Below are 23,093 nucleotides of genomic sequence, written 5' to 3'. Positions count from 1 at the left end.
CATTGATGATACATCAGCGCTCCATTCCATCCACTTTCGCTCCGCAATTCGGGCAAAAATGTGCGCCCTGAGGATAGGAGGCACCGCAGTTGGGACATCTGCTTTCAAGAGGTTCGCCGGTCTGGTACATCTGGAGATCGCTGTCCCGGATCGAGACCCTTTCTTTCCGTTCGATCGCTTTGCCAATTTGTGGATCAAGTAAATACCAGGTGTCGCAACAGGTCGTGCGCACGAGATACTTTTTCCCGAAGGTGATGACCGGGATGAAAAACAGGCGGAAACGATTACCCACAAGAAAGACCTCATAGCGCCCAAAGTGGCCGCAGCGGCTGCACGTGATCGTCTGGTTGTATTCAAGTTGCTTGCGGAACGGCAATACGTCAAAAAATAAAAACATCAGTCAGTTCCCCTTTCCAATTCTTCGAATGCCTGCCCGTATGCGCGCACTGTCGCATCGTCAAAGCAGACAAAGGTTATTTCTGTGATGATCGTTTGCAGATGATTTTCCAGATATTTCCGGACGGTTCCGACAGCGATTGCGGTCGCCTGTTTCAGCGGGTATCCGTAAATGCCGGTGCTGATCGCCGGGAAAGCAAGCGTGCGGATTCCGTTGGCGTCGGCCAATTCCAACGATTTTTGGTAGCACGAGGCCAGCAAATCCGCTTCACCGTGCGTTCCGCCACGCCAGACAGGACCGACAGTATGGATGACATGAGCAGCCTTGAGCCGGAAGCCTGGTGTGAGCTTCGCCTCGCCGGTACGGCACCCGTTCAAAAGGTGGCAGGCGGCCAACAATTCCGGCCCGGCGGCACGATGGATGGCGCCGTCGACTCCGCCCCCGCCGAGCAGGCTTTCATTGGCGGCATTTACGATGGCATCGAATTCGCAACGGGTGATATCACCTTTCGCCAAGGACAATGTTGTTTGATTGATCTGCAATCTATTCATTACGATTCCTCCCTAAAGACCTGTTCAGTCCGGACATCTCAATATGTACACTTTACCAAAATTCCGGTTGATTATCCATTTGTCCGAATCTCGCGGAAAGGGCATGCCTCAGTGGTCGCTCTGCTAGACTTTTTACCCGAAAAGGAATTTAATGAAGATGACGAAATAATCGGAAAGAAGGTTTTCGAGATGGCGGGTAACCAACATAAAAAGAAGCGGATCCTCGGCGTCGAAAGCAATATTTTCTTTGTCGGCTTGACCAGTTTCCTGACGGATACGACGACAAAGATGGTCTACAGCATCCTGCCTTTATTTCTGACGACAATGGGCGCCTCGAAAACGGAAATCTCCCTGATCGAGGGGATCGCCGAAAGCACTTCTTCCGTCCTGAAATCCCTCTCAGGCTGGTGGAGCGACAAAATCGGCCGCAACAAGCCCTTCATGATCATCGGTTACGGCATCACCGCCCTCCTTTCCCCGCTCTTCGCTTTCGTGACGACGCCTTTGCAGGTCCTGTCGATCCGCTTTGTCGAACGCGTCGGAAAAGGCATCCGCACCGCTCCCCGGGACAGTCTTGTGGCCGGCTCATCTGAAGAAGACAACAACGCCGGCTTGAATTTCGGTTTCCATAAGGCGATGGACAACAGCGGCGCCATCGTCGGGCCGCTGATCGCTTTTGCCGTATTGGCCGCTTTCCCCGGCGATTACCGGCGCGTTTTCCTGTTCGCGGCTATCCCTGGATTTTTGGGGCTTTTGTCGATCATCTTTTTTGTGAAGGAAGCCAAACGCGCCAAATCGGAGCGGCTAGGAAAAATTTCCTTCCGGGATTTCCCCAAGGACTTCTATTTGTTTCTGTTCATCGTTTTCCTGTTCACGCTGGGGAATTCGACGGATGCCCTGCTCCTGATCAAAGCGAGTGACGTCGGCGTCAGCGATGCCTTCATCCCGATCATGTATCTGGTGTTCAATGCCGTTTCAGTCGCGTTTGCCGTTCCGCTCGGGAAACTGTCCGACAAAATCGGCCGCAAGCGGATCATCATCGGCGGCTACCTGATGTTCTCGCTGATCTATTTCGGTTTCGGAAAGGCCGCGACCCCCTTCGCCATCGTCGGCCTGTTCGCTTTTTACGGGTTGTACAGCGCCGCAACGGACGGCATCCAGAAAGCATTGGTATCCGACATCATCGGCAAGGAAAAGAAGGGGACCGGTTTGGGACTCTACAACGCGATTCTTGGGATGACGCTGCTGCCGGCCAGCCTGATAGGGGGTTGGCTCTATGATACTTTCAACAACCAGGTTCCTTTTTACTTCGGTTCCGTCATGGCATTGCTTTCCGCCTTTTTGATGTTCCTCTTCTATCAGCGCGGGAAACGCAATGGATCGATCCACACTTAATAAAATACTGCATGCAAAGGGGGAGGTTTAGCGGAGGAAATCCCCGCCAAAAGGGTCTTGGCGGGGATTTTTTGATGGTATTAAACATCCTTTCAATTCCCAAAGAGAAAGGATGCATCAATTCAGAAACGTACTTTCTGATTTGATGCAGCCTTTCTGCTTATTTCAGGAGTTTGGCGAGGGCGGCCATCTCTTCTTCGCTGAATGTCAGTCCTTTGCCCATCTTTTCGTGTTCCGGACTCCATTCGCGGATGTCGTATTTTGGCGGTCTGCCGTTCCAGCTGACCAGGTTCAATTCTTTCGTCCAACCTTTTGCGGATGTGGACAGGACGCCGAGTTCTTCGACGATTTCAAATGTGATGTCTGCCATAGGGAGGATCCTTTCTTTTTTGGAGTGTGAGATTCGCTGCCTGGTTGCCTTTCGGATCGGCAGCTTGCCTCTCTATTATACCGCAAACGACGGTTCATTTAAAATATCCGCGAAGTTTTGAAAGATGCGTTGTCAGGACCAAAAAGCAAAAGAGGAGCCGGAACATTTTTATGTCCCAGACTCCTCTTTTGCTTATATCATAAAAATCCTTCCAATTCGCTCATGTTGCCATTTTCCAGACCCCGGATTGCCTGGATGATCCGATCGGCTTTATGCTGAACCGGTGCCGACTCGCACCATTTGCTTTCGAGTTCCGCATCCGTCAACGGCGCTTGCGGCGAACCTTTCGGAACGCACACTTCGCGGCTATGGACCGAGCCATCCGCCAGCGTGAGCCGGACGATTGTGAAACGGCCTTTCGGGATGGCTTGCGCGTCCGGCTTGTGCTCTGCGTCATAGCTTCTGGACATTTTTTCCATCAGCTTTTCGGCCTCAAGCGAAACAGCTGCGGTCCCGAAATTTCCGAGCGTAAACGGCTGCCCCAGCAGTGCCAAAGCGACGACATATTCGATGCTGAAGCGGCCTTGTTCGCCGGTCTTCGGGCGTGTATGGATCAAAGCCGCATCACCGTTGGGAGGGAAAACGATGTCTATCTTTTCTATCTCACTAACAGTCAAACGCAACCCTGCCAACTCCAGCGCAGCGTCCGCGCCATGGGAGGCGGCTGAGCAGAACGGATTGCGTTTGAACCAGAGTCCGGGTTCGGCTATCCGCCACGTTTTTCCCCAGTTTTCGGTCAGTGCCGTCTGGACGGCTTCATCGGTTGCTTTTCCGCCGTACACATGCAGAAAACCTATTCCTGAATCAAGCGCTGCATCGATCCCGTGGAAATCCTGCTGGGTCCATTCAATCGACTGGACAGCTTGCTGCGCAGCCAGTCCGGCATGCAACGGCTTCATTTGCGTACCGAACTGCACCCGCAGTCCGCCAGCCTGACTGACGGCGATTCCGACGGCATTTTGCGTTTCTCTAGCAGTAAACCCGAGCAGCCGCGCTCCCGCGAAGGTGGCGGCGACACCACCTAATAAAGATGTGTTGTGCCAGCCCTTCAGATAGCTGGCAGTCCCGACCTCTTGGCCAAGCCGGGCCATGACTTCAACACCGATGATGTAGGCGTCCAAAAAACATTTGCCGGAAATTTCCCGACCCGAAGATAAAGCAAATAGCGCGGGCAAAATGACCGAGCTGGGATGGCCGCGGACGTCGGAATGGACATCGTCATAATCCAGCGCATGGCCCATAAAGCCATTCAGGAGTGCCGCTTGACGCCGGTTCGCCCGTTTATTTTGACCAATCAGTGGCGCGACAGGATGCCCACCTTCCGCTTCAATCGCCTGCAGCAGTTTGATTGTGCCGGCATCCTCACGTCCCGCCAAAGCACTGGCCAGATAATCCAATATCCCGCGTTTGGCTTCGCGCAAGGCGGCTTCGTTGTTTGTCGGGGTCGCCTTCAAAACTTCAGCCGCCATCATTTCAGTGAATGCGGTCAATCTTCCCATCGATCCAGCACCTTGATCGCCAAAGCCGAGAAGTAATCCGCTGCGATCGCCAAGGCTTCCTCTTTGAGGTTGAATTCTGGATGGTGCCATTCGCGGGTGCCTCCGACGCCCATGAACACGAAGAAGCCGGGGATCAGCGTCTGGTAATGCGCGAAATCCTCCCCGCCAGCGACCGGTTTCGGCTCCACGAAACGATAGCCCTGTTCGGCAGCCGTTTCCTCCATGATTTCTTTGAAGCGGACATCATTGTCCACGATGGAAACGTAAGGGTGCCAACGGAAATCGGCTATTGCGCCGAAACCGGCTGCGATCCCTTCAGCTGTCCGGCGCATCAAGGCCGGGATCTTCTCACGGTCTTCCTTTTGGAATGCGCGGACGGTCCCTTCCATGTAGACTTTCTCGGGGATGACGTTCCAGGAGTTGCCGCCGTGGATCTGTGTGATGCTGATGACGGCATTATGGAATGGACTCGTATTCCGGCTGATGATCGTCTGCAACCCGCTGATGATCTGGCTTGCGATGACGATCGGATCGATGGTCGAATCCGGAATGCCGGCATGTCCGCCGACTCCGTGGATTTCCAATTCAAAACGATCCGCGCTGGCCATCAGTCCACCTTCACGGATACCGATCGTGCCGACCGGAAGATCTGGCTTGTTGTGCATCCCGAAGATGGCGGAAACCCCCTCCAGAGCCCCGGCTGCTTCGACCCACTTCGCGCCTTGCGCAATCTCTTCGGCGGGTTGAAAAATGAATCGGACTGTGCCTTTCAGTGACGCTTTTTTAGCCTGAAGCAGGATTGCCGCCCCAATCATGGAAGCCGTGTGATAATCATGACCACAGGCATGCATAAGCCCTTCCGTTTCGGAAACGAACGGCAAATTGGTCGCTTCCTTGACCGGCAAAGCGTCGATATCCGCACGCAGCGCGATGGTCGGGCCAGGCAGTGCGCCCACGACCTCCGCAATCAGACCCGTCTCCAGCGGGTAATCAAGAATCGTGATCCCTTCCTCCGACAACCAACGACGGATGCGTTCGGTCGTCGCAAATTCCTTTGCGGATAATTCCGGATGCGCATGCAGTTCGCGCCGGTAAGCGACCAACTTTTCGTAGAGCCCCGTTTGGGTTTGTGTTTCCGTTTGCGTTGCAGTCATGGTATCATTCTCCCTTTTTTCAGTGCTGACCTTTTGTAGCTGCTCGCCGGAAAATATCTCCGGAGACTTGCTCTAGTTCCACTACTATATCGATTCCGTTCAAAACGGTCAACACATTAAACTTTATCTTCAATCCTGCGCTGCATACATCTTTATGTCGCTTTTATTGGAATGATTTTATTAATGTTTTTTTGAAATAAGCGGTGATATGCCCCAAACCGAGGTCAGTCTCCGCGATTTTTTCGTAGCCTCTTTTTTCATACAACTGCGGCAGCCACGGATGCTCGACTGCCGTTCCCAAAGTGACTGCGGGACATTTCAACTGGTCGCGGGCGATGTCCTGTTCGATGAAATCCAACAAACGGCGGCCGACCCCTTGTTTTCCAGCGGTCGGCGAAACAGCCAGCCAACCGATGTGCGGCACCCCTGCCGGACCCGGATTCGGTCCCCAAGGCATCCGCAAAGAGATTGTCCCCAACAGTTGTCCATCCTCTTCTAAAAGGTAGCAGACATTGTTGGAAATGTGTTGATTCGCGGCTTCCTTGTCCGCATGTGCCGCGGCAAAGTGGATGCCCAGCTCGGTATTCGAAACATAGGCCTGCCGCAACAGTTCCGCCAGTGCGGGTGCATCCGCTTCCTGAGCCAAACGGAAAATCTGCGTCATTGTGCATCCGCTCCTTCTGCGCTGTTGTCCAGGCCGGTTGCTGCGAATCGCTGCAGCACCTCATCGACTTTTTGCGGAGCCGAACCGAGATACGATTCCGGATCAAGCAAGTCATCGATGTCAGATTCAGTCAGATGCTGGCGCACCGTTTCGTTTTCCACGAGCACATCCCGGAAGGAACGTTCCTCCTCGACCGCCGCCATCGACAACTCATAGACAAGATGATGCGCCGTCTGTTTGCCCAATTGCTCGGAAAGGACGAACATCACCCGTTCCGACAGCAGCAAGCCGCCCTGCAAATTCAGATTGCGCAGCATATGCTTCGGTTTCACGACCAAACCTTTCAGGACGGCCTTCGTCGTGGCCAGTTGCGAAGATAGGTAAATGCAGATTTCCGGCAGAGCGATCCATTCGCCCCTCCAGCTCATCGCGTCGCGTTCATGTTCGACCATCGTCGATTGTTGGATCAACGAGACGTTCGCCAAAATCGGACGCGTCAGGCTGGCGATGCCTTCGAATGCCGCCGGATTGCGTTTATGCGGCATCGTTGAGGAGCCGATTTTGCCTGCCGAAAACGGCTCTTCGACTTCATCGATTTCGGTCCTCATCAGGTTGTAGAATTCATTCCCGACCTTTCCGAGCGTGCCACTGATGAGGCCGATGATACTGGCGTACTCGGCAATCCGATCACGCGAGGACTGCCAGCAGATGTCCGGCGTGTTCAGACCCAATCGCGTCAACGCGGCGGCTTCGATAGCCGGGCCTTTCTCCCCGAAAGAAGCATAGGTCCCGACCGCACCGGCGATGCCGCCCACGAAAACCCGCTCTTCGGATTCCTTCAAGCGATCCAGATGACGCAATGTTTCGCTGAGCACGACTGCCATCTTGAAGCCGAATGTCGTCGGCAAGCCTTGCATCCCGTGCGATCTTCCGGCCATCGGTGTCGTGCGGTATTCAGCCGCAAGCCGGGCCAATTCACGCGCGATTCCCTCCAGTTCGCTGATGAAGATCTGGTGCGCTTCCTTCAATTGCAGCATCGTCCCTGTGTCCACGATGTCCTGCGTCGTTGCACCGTAATGCACATATTCGCCGTCTGCCCCGCTCAACTCCTGTAAGGCATTGATCGTCGGCATCAACGAATGCTTCAGCTTCGCCCCGCTGGCCGCCAACGCCTCCAGGTTGATGTATGCGCTCTTCGCTTTCGAGGCGATCGTCTCGGCCGCAGCTTGGGGAATCAATCCCAACTCTCCTTCCGCGAGTGCCAACGCTGCTTCTACATCCAGATGCCTCTGCAGCCGATTGTCCTCGGACCAGACCTTGCGCATCGCTTCCGTTCCGAAATTGTTCCTCATCATGATCATGTCTATCACGTGTGATGCCATTTATCTGATTCCTCCCCAAATTTATATCCGAAATTCTGCTGCTGTTCGTGCCTTATCAAGGCCACATATCCATTATTTTTCTGTTCAAAATGCACAAAAGATAGCTTAGGCTAGCTTATCATTTCATAGTGAGTTGGCATATCCCGCATTTCCGAACACGTTTGATAGGAAAAACCGAACACCAAGACACAACAAAAAAGCCGCAAAACACTCATTCTCAGTGTCTTACAGCTTTGTGATCCTTCTATTTTTCTGAATTTTTCAAGTACAGCACCGTTTCCTTGTCGGAGGCAGTCGGTAAGGCATAGGCGGTCTTGTATTTCTCATGGCCTTTGCCGGTCACCAGAATCCAATCGCCTTCCCGAGCCTTATTTACTGCTGCTTGGATGGCCAATGTCCGGTCCATCATTACGTCGATTTTATGCATCCCGGCAAATTTTCGCTGATACTCGGCATATTCCTGCCTCATTGTTTCTTCCGGAATGCTGTTCAGATCGTCGGTCGTCAAGATCACACGCGCACTCTGAGCAGTCGAAGCCGCAATCATTTCATCCCGCTTCGTCGCATCCCGGTTGCCGCGGAAACCGAAGATATGCGTGATCCGCTCGGCGCCGTCCTTATGCATCGAAGTCAAAATGGAACTGACCGCTTCCGGCGTATGCGCGTAATCGACGATACAGTGTACCCCATTCTTCAGATGGACGATTTCGTACCTGCCCGGCACGCCCGCAAAAGAACGCATCTGTTCCGTAACATCCACCAATGGATAGCCGAGATCCTGAATAACAGCACCTGCCATCGCAATATCGTAAAGATTGTGTTCACCGGGCATATGCGGATCCAGCGCCACCACCTTACCCGAAATGTCCAATGTGACCTCTTGGTTCGTCATCTTTTTGATGGACATGACGGCATCCTCTTGATGGCCCACGGTGATGACAGCTATCCCCTTGGCGACCAGACGCTGCGCCAATTTCAACCCCCAGGCGACATCGGTATTGACGACCGCTTTCCCAGCCGGCTTCAGCTTGTCGAACAGCGTTGCTTTGGCTTCGAAATAAGCCTCCATTGTTTTGTGGTAATCCAAATGGTCGTGCTGCAGGTTCATGAACAGGGCGTAGTCGAAAGCGACGCCCTCCAGACGGTATTGCGTCAGGCCATGCGAAGAGACTTCGATGACGATGAAGTCATCCTCTGATGCCGCAATCAACTCATGCACTTTTTCGGCATTCGGTGTCGTGTTGGGCGTCGGATATTGAATCCCGTTGATTTCATTGTAGATGGTACCGATCATGGAAACGGTAAAGCCCTGTTGCTCCAGCAAATGCTTGAGGAAAAAAGCGGTCGTCGTCTTTCCGTTCGTACCGGTTATGCCGATGACGCGTTTCCTGCCGGAAGGATGATCATAAAATTTATCCGCCAGCTGTCCCAACGCTTGGCGACTGTTGGCGACTTTTAGGTAAGGAATCGGTAATGCCACTGGGCAATCGTGTTCACCGACTATCAAAGCGGCACCTTGTGCGATTGCATGCGGGATATAATCATGGCCATCCTGCTCGAAGCCCGCGATGGCGACAAATACCATTCCGTCCGTGGTGTCCCTGGAACTATCGGTAATGCCGGTGATTATTTGTTCTCCATCCCACTTCGGCTGCTCTCCCAGCTGATAATCAGATAGCATTTCTTTCAGTTTCATGGAATTGCTCCTTTAGTGATGTTCTAGCGGGTTTCAGTATACTTTTGAAATGCGAAGTTTTTATGAATTTTTGTAAGAAACACGCTTTTCCTTGTATAGGATATACCATCACGATGATTTCCGGTACTGCTATGTTGCAGAATTCATTGGTGTTGAGCGAAAATATTATGATAATCTTCGGTTTTCCAAGTATACCTACTCGATTTCGAAACACATGCCCTCTATGCCTTTTGCGGATTCAGGATTTCCCACACGACCGTCACGGTATCACTGTTGCTGATGTCTTCGGGCTCGAGATCGATCATCGGAGCGCTGTCGTAGGCCATCTTCGATGAGGCTGCGTAGACGCGGGAGCGCACTTCGATTTCGCCCCAATCGTAATCGATCGACACTATTTTCCCAAGCATGACACCGCCCGCCGCAGCCAGTATCTGCGCCTTCTCCTTGGCGTCACGCACAGCATCCTCCAGCAAGGCTTGCTCGACTGCATGCCGATCCTTCAGGAAAAAGTAGACCGAAAATTCAGGATTCGCTTCGCAGACCGACAGAGCCAGAAGGATTTCGCCAAGGCGCTTGCTGTCGTTTCCGAAGGTGATCTTCAGGTCATTACTGTAGCGGTAACCGAGGAAGTAGCGCTTGTTTTCACCGCGGAAGTCATTCCGGTGCTCATACGCGCTGTCGATCGAAAAATGAGTGGAGCGAATCTCTTTTTTCGGGAATCCGAGCGGCAACAACGTTTCCCGGACTTGCTCAAGCTCCAAAGCGGCATGCTGCATTGCCAATTCATAGGTGTCCTTGATGTCCTCCAATTGCAGCGAAATGGCGATCGCATCAGGTGGCGCGCTGGCGAAACCTTTGCCTTTGACAGTCATTCTTGAAATTTCCATATTGGTTATCCCCTTTTTGAATGGATCTGGTTCTTTTCCTTAAGCCTATCACGCAGAAAGCGGTTACGCAAAAATCAAGGACTTATTACCGGAAAAAAACTAAGGCAAGCTGCGGCTGACTTAGTTTTATGGTGGAATCGTGGGCTGCTGTCGACTGTTGTGCATTCGGATTTTTTCTAACAGCCGACATCGATGGCTCGTCTCGACTGTTCCGTCCTCGGGCGTTCTCTAACAGCCGACGCCTGCGACTTATCTCGACTGTTCCGCATTCCATTTGCCTCTATCAGTCAACACATAAGGCTTATCTCGGCTGTTCCGGTATCGTTTCCTCGGAATTTACCGGATGAGCACCTGTTATCCGCTGATCCATCATCTGTCACTCCAAAAGAAAAAACAGTCGTTCATGACGACTGTCCGGTTTCTTCAGTATTCTGTTCCTTTGCCGAGAGCCAATCGACAAATGTACGCACACCATACGTTAAAGGGATCGAAAGGTGCAAGGCTACCTGCAGACCGTGCAGCATCACAAATTCCACCGTATTGATCGGTTCTGGGAGATCCATGCCCAGCTGATACAGCTGATACGCCTGCTGCGCCTGTAGCCCAGCCATCGCCAAAAAGAAAACGTTGCTCCAAAAAGGTCGGCGCGTATATTGGTCAAAAAAAGCATGCCGATAGACAACGTTCACCAAAAAGAATAAGGACGTGGTCATGATGATGATCATAATTGCATTTTGGTAAGAAATCCCGCCAACTCTATCATCTGGCATAGCGATGTACACAAGAAGCAATGCTGTCATGATCAACAAACTGTAAAAGCCGAATTTGTATCGAACCTTCTTCTGACATTCGTCGTAATATTTCAAAATTATCCCTCCACATCTTCCGCAAAAGATCCGACCAATTCGTTCATTTCACTTTCCAACATATCGATTTCGCAATAAGCAAGCGTCGGATTGTTCGCGGCGAAATAGCGGTAAACTTGGTTCACGCGCACGCGGAATTGTTTCGGGCTGATCGGCAACTGGTTCGCGCGCTTCAGGCCACCCTTCTCGCTCAAGAGGAACTGCCGGTTCAATGCATGGATGACTTGAACCCAGGAACAAGCCGCTTGGAAGAAGCTGCCGCTGGCGTAATGGATGCCTCCCTGCATAGCTGCACTATGGCCATTTTCGAGCGCCAGTGTCGCCTCCTTCATGAAATAAGCAATCGTCGCTTGGCGCAGCTTTTCCGGATACGGTCCCTGCATTGCAAGTTTTCCCTTCAGCGCCTTAATCGGCTGGTCCGGTCCTTCCCAGAGAATCCGGCCATAATGGATTTCAGCCGCGTAGCTGCTGTTCACGACGCCGAAAGGATGGCCGCTCTCGTGCGTGATCGTAATCTTCCCGTCGAGGCAATCAGAGATGGCGTCCACAACAGGATCGATTTCCCTTAGTCTGTAATGTATGGGCACCTCGATATCACCCACCCGGCGGACCACATGTTCCAGCTCCTGATTGGACAGTTCTCCGGCGACATAGTACAGCAAGATGGCTGATTCCGTGATATTGTCTCCACCACCGTACCCCACGATGCCTTTCAATCCAGGAATGCTTTTCAGTTCGCTCACAATCTTCTCTCTGTTCATTTCGTCCACACACGTCACCTCGTATTTTTCTGATGGAAAAACTTATCGGAGCGGCCGGTTTGGAAATTTCATACGCCCATACTAACTTGTTTCCGGCCTTGGATCGTGCAATCTATTTGCTTTTATCCTATCATTTTTAGAGAATTATCGCAATTTTGACAAGGTCCACTTTTTCAGAGTAATTCGCTGTAGTAATAGAGCCAAAACAAGGATGCGATTTCTGATTCCCCTTGTCTGCCTTCAGAAAACATGCTATCATTCTATCTATAACAGGGGAATGAATGTCTCCCTAAGCAAAATGCTTAAACCGCTTATACAAGCTGATGACTTCTGCGCAATAGGCGCAGTCCGTCTTCGGCTTTTTTAGTGGAAAAAATTTGGAGGTGCAGCTTTTGATATACAGTATCGCGCTTATTCTTATTCTTGGATTTCTTCTCAGTTCGCTCTTTACCCGGTTCCAATTGCCCGGCTTGTTGGGCTTGATTTTGACCGGTATCCTGTTGGGGCCCTACGGAATGGACCTCATGGCACCGGAATTGCTGGCAATTTCCGCAGATATCCGAAAAATCGCCCTGATCGTCATTTTGGTGCGCGCCGGGTTGACGATGGACTTGGGCTATCTCAAGAAGATCGGCCGTCCCGCAGTACTGATGACCTTTTTGCCGGCGACCTTCGAGATTGTGGCGGTCATCCTGTTGGCGCCGAAATTGTTGGGCATCACTTTACTGGAGGCTGCCATCCTTGGTGCTGTTCTGGGCGCCGTTTCGCCTGCGGTCGTCGTCCCGCGCATGATCATGCTGATCGAGAGCGGCTACGGCAAAGCCAAAGGGATCCCTCAGATGATTTTGGCTGGCGCATCCGTCGATGACGTCTATGTCATCGTCCTTTTCACCTCGTTCATGGGCATGTACACAGGCAGCGGGTTCCAGGCAATCACCCTTCTTTCCGTTCCGGTTTCGATCGCCTTGGGTCTACTTGGCGGTCTGCTGATCGGCTTGGGCCTGGTTTTTCTCTTCAGAACATTCCACATCCGCGACACGATGAAAGTCATGCTCGTGCTGAGCGCAGGTTTCCTGTTGGTGACGGCGGAAGATTCCTTGGCAAAATTCATTCCGTTCTCCGGTCTGTTGGGCGTCATGGCTGTCGGAGCCACCTTATTGAAAAGACGCCCGGAATTGGCCAAACGTCTGAATGATAAATTGTCAAAAATCTGGTCCGCAGCCGAAATCTTCCTGTTCGTGTTGGTCGGGTCGGCCGTCGACATTTCGGCCTTGGGAGGCGTCGGTTTCGCGGCTGTTGCCTTGATCTTCGGGGCATTAATTTTCAGGATGTTGGCGGTCTTCTTGGCGGTTTCAGGCACAAACCTGAATGCGAAGGAACGCATTTTCTCGGCGATGGCGTACACGCCGAAAGCCACTGTCCAAGCGGCCATCGGTTCGATCCCTTTGGCTGCCGGAGTCGAAGCCGGCAGCGTCATTTTGAGTGTCGCCGTTTTGGCGATCATTCTGACTGCGCCGATTGGAGCCACCTTCATCGACCGCACCTACAAGACCTTCCTGACCAAGGAGAATTGATTGTAAAATAGAATGTATCCTATTAAAAATAGAGGCGCCCTGTCCATTCAACGGACAGGGCGCCTCTATTTTCCAGTTTTTTCAACGTTTCTGCATGATGTAGAAAACATAATTGTAGTACGCACTGTATTTTTCGAAATTCTTCATTTCCTGATGGTTTTCCTCCACCAAAGCTTTTGCGTCCTCGCTATGGCCGTGCCTTTCCAGGAATGCCGCTTCATTGGTTTCATAGTAATGATAGTAATGACTCGTCCAGTCCGATTCGGGCAAGACAAAATGCGCCACCGGGATGTAGCCGGCCTCCTCGATCTGGGCGGTCTTTTCAGCAATCGTCCCCATTTCCGGGTAAACTTCGGTCCAATATTTGTCCACAATCTGCGGACGTTGCGGAGTCAACCAGGAAATTTCGGAAACAACCAAGTAACCGTCCTTTTTCAACAATGGTCTCCACTCACGGATGCCTCTGGAAAAGCCGATGTTGTAAATGGCGCCTTCCGCCCAGATGACGTCCAACGATTCCGGAGCAAAGGCAAGCTGCTCCATATCCATTTCCTTGACCGTCAAGCGGTTCGTGATGCCTTGCTGCAGGGCTTTGTGCTTCAGTATGCTCAAAAATTCTTTGCTGCTATCGACCGCTGTGATGTGGGCCGGCGTTTGTTCGCTCAGCACCATCGTCTGCGCGCCGGTTCCGCAGCCTACATCCAGCAGTTGCGCTTGCGGGGTCAATTGCGGCAGAAACTGCAGCGCTTTGATGGTGCTCTGTTGGCTGCCGGGACCTTGGCGCGGGTTGCTTTTATGAAAATCGATGATCAAATCCAATGTTTCCATGAATTCTCCTCCTGATCTGCGTTGTCGTGCCTGTCAGCGCAAGAACTTACTGCCGTTCACCGACGACTGTGTAGCGTTGTCTCAGATGTCTTTGCCTTTCAATCTCGTCCACCAGTGCAATCGCGTAATCCGCGTAACTGATGTAACTTTCACCCTCGCTGTTCAGCAACAGCGTTTCTGCCCCTTCGGCGTATTTTCCGGTCCGATTGCCGTTCGGGTCAAAATAAGCGGATGGCGAAAGATAAGTCCAATTGGCTTTGCTTTCCTTCAGTATGCTGAGGGCCTTGGCCATGTTCGTGGCAGTCGGTTTGAAAGCTTCGGGAAAATTGGCCGTTTCCATAACCCGGATTGTTTTTCCGGGATCCGCATAAAGGCTGCCGGCTCCGCCTACAACGATCAAGCGCGTTTGCGGAAGATGCTCCAGTTCATCGATCAAGGACTGCAGCGAGGTCACATGCTCCTCCTCCATTCCTGCAGGTGCATTGAACGCATCCACAATCACATCGAACCCTTTCAGATCCTCCAACTGCACGTCGAAAATGTCCCGCTCGATGATGGCTACTTCTTTGTCTGCGAGCTTGGCGGGATTCCGGATGATGGCCGTCACCTCGTGTCCCCGAGCATGCGCTTCTTCCAAAATCAACCTGCCCTGTCTGCCTGTCGCTCCGATGATTCCGATCTTCACTGAAACCCCTCCGTCCTGGTGTCAAACATCCTTCTGTCTCTTCCATTTTAGGATTCTCAAGAATAAAAGTAAAGCCGGACACTTATCCGAAAATTATACGCTACCCTGATAACCCATTAAAAAAAGCCCGGCAGAAACCTTTCGGCTCTGCAAGACTTCATTTTTCTTACTTTTCTGGGATAGCATCCCCAATTGTATGCGGATAGATGTTCGCGATGACTTCTCTGTCGATTTTTTTGTTGAAATAGATGCTCATGACCAGCGCAAAGACTTCCGCAATCGGAAACGCCCACCAGACAAACGAAACATCCCCAAACAAAGAAAGCAGGTAGGCTGCCGGCAGCAGCACCACGACTTGGCGGATCATGGAGACCCATAGACTCAGGCCGCCTTTTCCGAAGGCTTGGAATACGGAACCGGAAACGATGTTGTAGCCTGCAGAAACATAGCAGAGACTGATGATCCGTAAAGCCGGTATCCCGATTTCCAGCATTTCATCGGATGCATTGAACAATTGCAGAAGCGTGCCGGGAATCAGCAAGAAAATGGCGGCGCCGATGAACATGATCGCCATCGCATATCTTTTCGACAAGCTGATGGTCTCCTTGATTCGTTCTTTTTGGTCGGCACCGTAGTTATAGGCGATGATCGGAACCATTCCGTTGTTCAGGCCGAAAACCGGCATGAATATGAAGCTCTGAAGCTTGAAGTAGACACCGAAAACAGCGGTCGCAGTCGGTGTGAAACGGATCAGAATGTTGTTCAGGCTCAAGTTCAGGAAGGAACCGACAGCTTGCATCAGAATCGAAGGGCCGCCGATCGAATAAATTTTTTTGATCGTTTGCATATCCGGGCGGAACCCTTTAAACGATAAAGTGATTTCCTTATTGAAACGGACGTTGAAAAAGAACGCCAAGGAAGCCGCGGCTATCTGTCCGATCACGGTTGCAATCGCAGCGCCCTTTGTCCCCATTGCCGGAACGCCGAACCAGCCGAAGATGAAGATTGGATCTAATATGATGTTCAGGATGGCACCTGTCGCTTGGGTCGTCATCGTGAACAAAGTTCTGCCTGTGGACTGCAGCAAGCGTTCCATGCTGACCTGCATAAATATTCCGATCGAGAAGACACAGATGACTTGCAGATAATCGATCCCGTAGGCGATGATTTCTGCATCCTTCGTCTGGAAGGAGAAATAAAGCGGGATGAAGAACAGGCCCAACGCCAAAAACAGCAGGAAATGCATGGCATTCAGAAAGATGCCGTTATCGGCAGTGCTGTTTGCGGCCTCATAATTTTTTTCGCCTAGACGTCTGGAAACCAAGGCATTGATCCCGACCCCGGTCCCGACCGCCAAAGCGATCATCAAGTTCTGCACCGGGAAGGCTAAGGATACGGCCGTAAGGGCTTTTTCACTGATTTGGGCCACAAAGATGCTGTCCACGACATTATATAAAGCCTGCACCACCATGGAGATCATCATTGGTACGGACATGGAGATCAGTAATTTGTTGACGGGCATGACACCCATCTTGTTTTCCGCCATCGCTGGCTGTTTGTTTTGTTGCATATTTTTTCCTTCCCAAAAAAGTGGAGCCGTCTATTCGACGGCTCGCTTTTTTGTAACTATAATTTTTATTTTTAATCTGCCTCTTGGATGGGCAATTCGATTTTGGTCAAGTATTCCTGCGGCGCGAAGCCTTCGCCGTTGTAGTAGGTTTCATAGGAGATGCCGTTCGTTTCGAAATCATGGACGGCTAACCACTGGTCCATTTCCTGGTAAATCTTGGGAATTTCATTATAAGGGCCGATGTTCAGACAGGATACCCGTTTCCCTGCCGGAATGATGGACATGCGGATATCATCCTGCGGAGGCAACATTTTTGCGATCGGATAGCCGACTTCGATTTCGACGTTTTGCTTCGTGAATGAGTAATAGATCGTGAAACAGGGCCCAGCTGGCAGTTCTTCCAACAAATTCAGATAGGTCAGGATTTTTTCGCGGCAGTCCTCTATCTTCGTCTGCATATTTTTCAGCGTCGTTTCCGTTTTGATGGAAATGATGCGCTGCTCCGGTTGATTGGTCAATGTGATGGCTGAAATTCTTCCCATTTTACAAAACCCCCTTTAACAAGGCTTGCGATGCACCGACTTTGAAAACTTCAATATAAGGATAGCATATTTTTCAGAAAAAAACCCACTTGATGCCTCAAGTGTCGAAAAGTCGCCTCTTTTCCAATTGCTTCAGTTCTTCCTGAACGGTTTTCGCCAAACCCAGATCCGTCAAGACATGCAACACATCGCCCGTCTGCATAATTGTTTTCCCTGTTGCCACAACATTCTGTTGGCCTCTTCTGATCGATGTCACCAACACGTCCTCAGGCCATCGGACATCACGGATCTCTTGGCCGGAAAAATGACTTTCGGCTCTGACCGGTAGATCAAACAGATATTTTTTCCCGTTGCGCTTGCTGTCATGCGAAGCAATGAGCCTTTCCAATAGGCTTTCATAGATGGGATCCACGCCCAACAGATCGGCCGTGACAAAGGCACTGAATGAACAAATGGCAAGCGGCATCAACTGATTCATCCCGCCGACCATCTCCGTCACCAAAATGATGGCGGTCAAAGGTGCTTTTCCGATGGCAGTGAAATAACCCGCCATCGCAAAAATGATGAAATGCGGCAAATATTGCGGATCGAACGAAAGCAGAGCCAAAGCCGCTTTTCCGTAAATGGCTCCCAAGATTGCCCCCAATGATAAGATCGGCAGAAAAATGCCGCCGGGAACATTCGCGCCGTAAGAGATCATCGAAAATACAAAGCGCAAAACCCACAAACCAATCAACATCCCCAAGGAGAGCTGCCAATTGCTCAAATGCAGGATCAGCTCGCTGCCTCCCCCGATGACCTGGGGAAGAAAATAGCCGATCGGGATGACCAGAATGAATGGCAAGATTGCGTTATACCGAGCCGGGATGAAAGTCAGCCTGCCATACAGTTTAGGCAATGACAAGACTACTTTGGTGTAGAGCCAGCCATTCAATCCCAGAAAGACGCCCAGGCCAATAACCAAACCGTAGTAGGCGATTGGAATCGTGTTCATCATGCCGATGTCCAACGCCGGAGTCAAACCGAAGATGTTCAAGGACACGAAATTTGCCACAAGCGCGGAGGAGAAGGTCGTGATGGCAAGCAAAGGGGAAAAATTATGATGGACTTCCTCGAGGACAAACATCAAGCCTGCCAAAGGAGCATTGAAAGCTGCCGCCAAACCGGCGCCGGCGCCGCTCGAAAGCAAAATCTTCTCTTCGACGTCATCCCCTTTTGTGAGACTGCTGATGCCTTGTCCCACGGCGGATCCCAATTGGATGGAAGGACCCTCTCTTCCTAAGAAGAGGCCCGATCCGATCGCCAGCAGACCTCCGATGAATTTTTTCCACAGCACGGGCCACCAGTTAAGGCTGATGATTCCTTGGACTTGCCCTTCCACTTGCGGAATGCCGCTGCCCTTGATGTTGGGTTCGCTTTTGACAAGTTTTCCGACGACGAGCGCGGCTGCAACTGAAAAAATCACCCAAGGGATGAGCCAGATTGGCTGTTCTTGCATGTAATGATAGCTTTCGATCACTGTCTCCAATATGAATTCAATGCCTAATCTGAAAAGGCTGACAATGAAGCCGGCTGATAAACCCACAAGTGTTCCTTTCGCAAGGTAAACGATGCGCTCATCAGCCATGAGCTTCCTGTAAATATCCAAAGATTATCCCTTCTTTCTGTTGTTTTTGTTCCATGAAAATCAAAAAACCTAAAACTATATACATAATTTTAGGCGGTTTTGGTTTTTATCGTATCCTACGCAAACGCGTTCTGAATCCCAGTAATCTCCGCCTAACGCTATTTAGGCCCATCCAGCCAAAACCGGGCTGGCTGTTCCTAAATTTCGTTAGTGCTCGATTCCTAGAGCGGGATTCATCTCGCTCTACATTTTTTCTGGGGATTGGACTCCTAGGAGTCTTAGGCCTTCTTGCAGGACTGTGGCTACGGATTGGACAAGCGCCAGACGGGCGTTGCGTTTGTCGTCTTCTACCAGTACTTTTGTGTTGCCGTAGTATTTATTGAATGCCTGGGACAAGTGGATCGTGTATTTTGCAATCACGGATGGCTCGAATTTTTCGTAAGCTTGTTGGATGATTTCAGGGAAACTGTTCAACAGTTTTACGACTTCCCATGCGTAAGCGTCATCCAAGCCCAGATCAGCCGCTTCAGTCGTGTCCAATTCGACTGCTGCTTTGCGCAGGATGCTCAAGCCGCGTGCATTTGTATATTGGACATAAGGGCCTGTTTCGCCTTCGAATTGCACGACTTCCTCCAAATCGAAGTCGAAATTGTTCAGACGGTCATTTTTCAGGTCATGGAAAACGACGGCGCCGACGCCGACTGCTTTGGCGACTGCTTCTTTGTCTTCCAATGTTGGATTCTTCTCGTTGATCTGTTTCAAAGAAAGCTCAGTCGCTTCGTTCAGGACTTCCTCCAGCAGAATGACTTTCCCTTGACGCGTCGACAGTTTCTTGCCGCCTTGTGTGATCAGGCCGAACGGGATATGGTGCATGTTTTCTGCCCAATCGTAGCCGAGCTCTTTCAGAACAGCTTTCAGTTGTTTGAAGTGGTTGCTTTGTTCATTGCCGACTGCATACAGAGACATCGCAAAATCATAGTTGCGTTTGCGGTAGATCGCCGCAGCCAAGTCGCGGGTGATGTACAGTGTTGCGCCATCCGATTTTTTGATCAAGGCCGGATTCAGATTGTATTTTTCCAAATCGACGATGGTTGCGCCGCGGTCCTGTGTCAGGATGCCGGCTTTGTCCAACAGTTCAACGACTTCATCCATCTTATCATTGTAGAAAGCTTCGCCGTTGAAGGAATCGAAAGTGATCCCCAACATATCGTAGATTTTCATGAATTCCTGCAGCGATTCGGAACGGAACCACTCCCAAAGATGCAAAGCTTCTGCATCGCCATCTTCCAATTTCTTGAACCAAGCGCGGGCTTCGTCGTTCATGGTATCGTCTGATTCTGCTTCCGTGTGGAAACGGACATACAGAGTCAACAATTCATTGATCGGTTCAGCTTTGACTTTTTCTTCGTTGCCCCACAATTTGTAGGCCACGATCAGCTTGCCGAATTGGGTTCCCCAGTCACCCAAGTGGTTTATTTTGATCGGGTTGAAGCCGACTTTCTTCATGATATTGGCTAAAGAATTTCCGATTACCGTGGAGCGCAAATGACCCATCGAAATCGGTTTCGCGATATTCGGCGAGGACATATCGATCGGCACGTTGCCGCCTTTTCCGATATCGGCTGTTCCGAATGCTTGCTTCTCGGCAGCAATTTCATGCAGGACCGCATTCGTTACCGCTGCTTTTTCAAGGAACAGATTGACGTACGGGCCCACCGCTTCCACCTTTTCAATGTAAGGATGGTTCAGTTGTGCCGCCAAATCTCCGGCGATGGCTTGCGGCGCTTTGCGCAATGCTTTCGCCAGTGCGAATGCCGGAAACGCTACGTCCCCGTGCTCTGTATATTTAGGTACTTCCAGCAATTGGTACACTTGGTCGTAGGTTAAATGCTCCGGTACCAGCTTTTGAATCTCTTCAGCAACAATCTTTTTATAATCCATATTTTTTCTGCTCCTTTATTATATGCCTCTGCCGATCCTCATGATGAATGGATCACTTGTCTTTTCGTAGGTACCGCAAATGCGCGATAACGATAAAAAAAGCCCCTATTCTGCCCTGGCAAAATAGAGACGAACATCCGTGGTACCACTCTAATTCGATAAAGCAACACAGATGGGCTCTGATTAGTTTATCCTTTTGAACCGCTAACGGGGCTAAACCGAATGACGCTACTCACAAACGTTCTTTCCGAGCTGTCCGATGAACAGCGGGATTACGCTTGTTTTCAAGTCATTTTCTCTGAAGTGCGTTTCCTTCTTCACTCCGTTGCGGGCTTCCACCTACCCCGCTCGCTGTGAACATTGTTCGAAGTACTTTCTTCATCAATGAATGTGATTACTATCTGTAATACTATATCAAAGCCGGCCCTGTTTGTCTAATTGATTTTTGACTTCCCCATCATTCCGATGGATTCGGCAAATGCTTCGGGCGGCTCATCCAAATGCTTTCCGAATAGTCCATGAATATTTTTCCGATCAAGGATTTTTTCCGATGCATTTCGCGGAAACCGATCCGTTCATAAACGCTCTGGGCCCGTCCGTTGCTGTCGACGACATCCAAGGCGAAAGTTTGGTAAGGTTCCGTTTCGATCAGTTTGAGCAGCATCTGGCCGGCAACCCCCTGGCGACGATCGGCTTCATTGGTCGCCACGCACTCAAAATAGAGCGTCTCATCATCGATTGGTAAGGGATTTCCGTATTCTTTATGGAAGCTGAAATACCCGATATTTCCCCAGATAAATCCGAAATTGGCTAGGAAATCCTCTTTGTTCACTTCCATGGCACGGCGCTGGTTGGTCGAACAGCCCACCATCGCGACCGGGCGATCGCCGTCCATTGCAACACGGATCAGGTCCTCCTGCAGCAGTCTGCGGAATCCTCCCAATAGGCGCTCGGTATCGCGATGCAGCGTCTTCATGTCCTTGTAGTAGCTGGTGACGAAAATTTTTCTGACTTCCTCTTTTTGTGTTTCCGATAATTGGCTCATTTTCGCCATCGTTATTTCTGTCATGTTTTTCTTCCCTTCATGCAAATATTAATTATTATTTGATTCGCTGCATTATTGCTGGCGGTTTTTTTCGATGAATGATGTGATTGCTTCAACAGTCAGCTGTTGCTGTTGAGCGGTGGAAATAGTTGCTGTTCCGTCGCCTGATTGCGTTCCGTAATCACCGAACTGGCCATGATTGCCGCCATCCAGCACGATTTCCGTGTAAGCTTCCGGAAGTTTTCCTTGCGCTTCATCGTAGCTTTCGCGGTTCAGGACTTCATCTTCCGAACCGTAGATGGAAAGGACCGGAAACGGTGCTTCGGTCAAATCACTGGACGGATAGGATGCTAGGAAAATTAGGCCAGCGACTTCATCAGATTGGTCAGCCGCAAAACTGGAAGCCATGACGCCACCCAAGGAATGCCCGGCGAGATACCAATCCTGCACACTATCTTCCTGTTCCATGATCGTTTCTGCCGCATTGGCATCAAAGACCGCCAAATGGAAAGGCATCTTGGCGACGACCACCAACAAATCCGCTTCGGCCAAGCTGCGCAGCAAAGGCGCATAGGCTTCCGCTTCAACCTTTCCGCCCGGATAAAAGATGATGCCTTCTTCCGGATTTTCCCCGTTCAGCGCAAACGTGATCGCGTCATCCGTCTCGGTGATGGTGACCGATCCACCCGACTGCAGCGCCTCGACGGCACTTGTTGCCGCTTGGTAGTAGTCATTGACGTACCAAAAGAACGCACCAGCAGCAATCACTGTCAGCACAGCCAAGCCGATCAGCACTTTACGGATCCAGCTGGATTTCTTGTTTTTTTCCATAGTATCCTCCCTTGGATCATGATTGCACTTTTCCAAAAACTGTTCTAAAGTGATCATGATGAGTGACTCATGAGTCGCATCCACCTATGAAAGGCAGGTTAACACCATGTGGTATGATGGAATTTTTGAATCTTTGCTGGCTTTGCGCGATGAAGAACGCGCTCCCCAGATGTCGGCCTATATGCGGAATCAATTCCCGTTCCTGGGAATCACAACCGGTCCGCGGAAAGCGGCCTATAAAAAATTTCTTGCAGCTGCAAAAAAAGAAAAAATCGTCGACTTCGATTTCGTCGACCAGTGCTTCAAGCGTGAAGAACGTGAATTTCAGTATGCCGGCGTCGATTATCTTCTGGCGATCCAGAATTGCCTCGGTCCGGAAGACTTGGCGAAGCTGAAGCATTACATCCAGACAAAATCATGGTGGGATACCGTTGATGGCCTGGATGGGGTTGTCGGATCGATTGTCCAACGCTATCCGGAATGCAAGCCGATCCTGTTGGAATGGAGCGTTGCGGATGACATCTGGTTGCGGCGTGTCGCCATCGATCATCAACTCGGCTTCAAAGACAAGACGGACACCGCTTTACTGGAGGAAATCATCCAGAACAATCTTAACCAAAAGGAATTCTTCATCAACAAAGCCATCGGTTGGAGTCTGCGCGATTTCAGCAAAACAAATCCCGATTGGGTACGTACGTTCATTTTCGCGCACAAGGATGACCTGTCCAACCTGAGCATCCGTGAAGGCAGCAAGTATGTCTGAACAAG

22 protein-coding genes, 1 riboswitch and 1 other annotated feature are annotated in these 23,093 nt (G+C 50.8%); of the genes, 3 read left to right on the top strand and 19 right to left on the bottom strand.

What is annotated here, in order from left to right:
- Positions 1-13 precede the first annotated feature (13 nt).
- Both PH235_RS07510 and PH235_RS07505 read right to left on the bottom strand, forming a co-directional pair.
- Complete coding sequence (locus PH235_RS07510; protein ID WP_272161745.1) at positions 14-397, bottom strand: zinc ribbon domain-containing protein; 384 nt, start codon at positions 395-397, stop codon at positions 14-16.
- On the bottom strand, positions 397-948 hold the full coding sequence (locus PH235_RS07505) for an O-acetyl-ADP-ribose deacetylase (protein WP_272161744.1): 552 nt from the start codon (positions 946-948) through the stop codon (positions 397-399). Before PH235_RS07505 ends, PH235_RS07510 begins: the two co-directional genes overlap by 1 nt.
- Before the next feature lie 189 nt (positions 949-1,137).
- Between PH235_RS07505 and PH235_RS07500 the strand changes: the two genes are divergently transcribed.
- Positions 1,138-2,343 carry an MFS transporter gene (locus PH235_RS07500; RefSeq protein WP_272161743.1) on the top strand — a complete coding sequence of 402 codons (1,206 nt, stop codon included), beginning with the start codon at positions 1,138-1,140 and terminating at the stop codon, positions 2,341-2,343.
- Positions 2,344-2,503: 160 nt separating this feature from the next.
- Here PH235_RS07500 and PH235_RS07495 read toward each other — a convergent pair whose 3' ends face one another.
- The 9 genes from PH235_RS07495 to PH235_RS07455 form a co-directional block, all read right to left on the bottom strand.
- The gene (locus PH235_RS07495) at positions 2,504-2,713 is read right to left on the bottom strand and encodes a YdbC family protein (protein ID WP_108032156.1); all 210 of its coding nucleotides are present in this window, start codon (positions 2,711-2,713) and stop codon (positions 2,504-2,506) included.
- Between the two features lie 197 nt (positions 2,714-2,910).
- Entirely contained in the window at positions 2,911-4,362 is a 1,452-nt protein-coding gene (locus PH235_RS07490) for an MmgE/PrpD family protein (protein ID WP_272161742.1), read from the bottom strand.
- Positions 4,260-5,426 (bottom strand): amidohydrolase, encoded by a 1,167-nt coding sequence (locus PH235_RS07485; protein WP_272161741.1) that lies wholly within the window; start codon positions 5,424-5,426, stop codon positions 4,260-4,262. Before PH235_RS07485 ends, PH235_RS07490 begins: the two co-directional genes overlap by 103 nt.
- A 163-nt stretch (positions 5,427-5,589) precedes the next feature.
- Positions 5,590-6,090, bottom strand: coding sequence for a GNAT family N-acetyltransferase (locus PH235_RS07480; RefSeq protein ID WP_272161740.1), 501 nt, complete (start codon positions 6,088-6,090; stop codon positions 5,590-5,592).
- Positions 6,087-7,472, bottom strand: a complete 1,386-nt coding sequence (gene purB / locus PH235_RS07475) for an adenylosuccinate lyase (protein ID WP_272161739.1) — start codon at positions 7,470-7,472, stop codon at positions 6,087-6,089. The genes PH235_RS07480 and purB overlap by 4 nt, the downstream gene beginning before the upstream one ends.
- A gap of 244 nt (positions 7,473-7,716) precedes the next feature.
- Positions 7,717-9,168, bottom strand: coding sequence for a UDP-N-acetylmuramoyl-L-alanyl-D-glutamate--2,6-diaminopimelate ligase (locus tag PH235_RS07470; protein WP_272161738.1), 1,452 nt, complete (start codon positions 9,166-9,168; stop codon positions 7,717-7,719).
- Between the two features lie 221 nt (positions 9,169-9,389).
- On the bottom strand, positions 9,390-10,055 hold the full coding sequence (locus PH235_RS07465; protein ID WP_272161737.1) for an SIMPL domain-containing protein: 666 nt from the start codon (positions 10,053-10,055) through the stop codon (positions 9,390-9,392).
- A gap of 401 nt (positions 10,056-10,456) precedes the next feature.
- The gene (locus tag PH235_RS07460; RefSeq protein ID WP_272161736.1) at positions 10,457-10,921 is read right to left on the bottom strand and encodes a hypothetical protein; all 465 of its coding nucleotides are present in this window, start codon (positions 10,919-10,921) and stop codon (positions 10,457-10,459) included.
- A 2-nt stretch (positions 10,922-10,923) separates the two neighbouring features.
- Positions 10,924-11,691 (bottom strand): hypothetical protein, encoded by a 768-nt coding sequence (locus PH235_RS07455; RefSeq protein WP_272161735.1) that lies wholly within the window; start codon positions 11,689-11,691, stop codon positions 10,924-10,926.
- Between the two features lie 255 nt (positions 11,692-11,946).
- A riboswitch (Fluoride riboswitch) is annotated at positions 11,947-12,022 on the top strand.
- Positions 12,023-12,065: 43 nt separating this feature from the next.
- Between PH235_RS07455 and PH235_RS07450 the strand changes: the two genes are divergently transcribed.
- Positions 12,066-13,256, top strand: a complete 1,191-nt coding sequence (locus PH235_RS07450) for a cation:proton antiporter domain-containing protein (protein ID WP_272161734.1) — start codon at positions 12,066-12,068, stop codon at positions 13,254-13,256.
- A gap of 81 nt (positions 13,257-13,337) precedes the next feature.
- On the opposite strand, the gene PH235_RS07445 is transcribed toward PH235_RS07450, so the two are convergent.
- The 8 genes from PH235_RS07445 to PH235_RS07410 all read right to left on the bottom strand — a co-directional run bounded on the left by PH235_RS07445 (position 13,338) and on the right by PH235_RS07410 (position 22,325).
- The gene (locus PH235_RS07445; protein ID WP_272161733.1) at positions 13,338-14,084 is read right to left on the bottom strand and encodes a class I SAM-dependent methyltransferase; all 747 of its coding nucleotides are present in this window, start codon (positions 14,082-14,084) and stop codon (positions 13,338-13,340) included.
- Positions 14,085-14,130: 46 nt separating this feature from the next.
- Complete coding sequence (locus tag PH235_RS07440) at positions 14,131-14,769, bottom strand: NAD(P)-dependent oxidoreductase (RefSeq protein WP_272161732.1); 639 nt, start codon at positions 14,767-14,769, stop codon at positions 14,131-14,133.
- A gap of 166 nt (positions 14,770-14,935) precedes the next feature.
- Positions 14,936-16,339: an MATE family efflux transporter gene (locus tag PH235_RS07435; RefSeq protein ID WP_272161731.1), complete on the bottom strand. Its 1,404-nt coding sequence runs from the start codon at positions 16,337-16,339 to the stop codon at positions 14,936-14,938.
- 71 nt (positions 16,340-16,410) lie between these two features.
- Positions 16,411-16,881, bottom strand: a complete 471-nt coding sequence (locus tag PH235_RS07430; protein ID WP_272161730.1) for a GyrI-like domain-containing protein — start codon at positions 16,879-16,881, stop codon at positions 16,411-16,413.
- A 97-nt stretch (positions 16,882-16,978) separates the two neighbouring features.
- Entirely contained in the window at positions 16,979-18,508 is a 1,530-nt protein-coding gene (locus PH235_RS07425; protein WP_272161914.1) for a ClC family H(+)/Cl(-) exchange transporter, read from the bottom strand.
- Between the two features lie 243 nt (positions 18,509-18,751).
- Positions 18,752-20,449, bottom strand: coding sequence for an arginine--tRNA ligase (gene argS, locus PH235_RS07420; RefSeq protein WP_272161729.1), 1,698 nt, complete (start codon positions 20,447-20,449; stop codon positions 18,752-18,754).
- Positions 20,450-20,571: 122 nt separating this feature from the next.
- Positions 20,572-20,843, bottom strand: a binding site (T-box leader).
- A gap of 63 nt (positions 20,844-20,906) precedes the next feature.
- On the bottom strand, positions 20,907-21,518 hold the full coding sequence (locus tag PH235_RS07415; RefSeq protein WP_272161728.1) for a GNAT family N-acetyltransferase: 612 nt from the start codon (positions 21,516-21,518) through the stop codon (positions 20,907-20,909).
- Positions 21,519-21,566: 48 nt separating this feature from the next.
- Positions 21,567-22,325 carry an alpha/beta hydrolase gene (locus PH235_RS07410; RefSeq protein ID WP_272161727.1) on the bottom strand — a complete coding sequence of 253 codons (759 nt, stop codon included), beginning with the start codon at positions 22,323-22,325 and terminating at the stop codon, positions 21,567-21,569.
- A gap of 106 nt (positions 22,326-22,431) precedes the next feature.
- On the opposite strand from PH235_RS07410, the gene PH235_RS07405 reads away from it, so the two are divergent.
- Positions 22,432-23,088 carry a DNA alkylation repair protein gene (locus PH235_RS07405; protein ID WP_272161726.1) on the top strand — a complete coding sequence of 219 codons (657 nt, stop codon included), beginning with the start codon at positions 22,432-22,434 and terminating at the stop codon, positions 23,086-23,088.
- Positions 23,089-23,093: the final 5 nt, after the last annotated feature.

Source organism: Trichococcus sp. K1Tr (assembly GCF_028309625.1).
In the GTDB taxonomy this organism is placed as follows: Bacteria; Bacillota; Bacilli; order Lactobacillales; family Aerococcaceae; genus Trichococcus.
The sequence above is the reverse complement of the archived record's forward strand: the minus strand, read 5'-3'. Positions and strand labels throughout refer to the sequence as shown.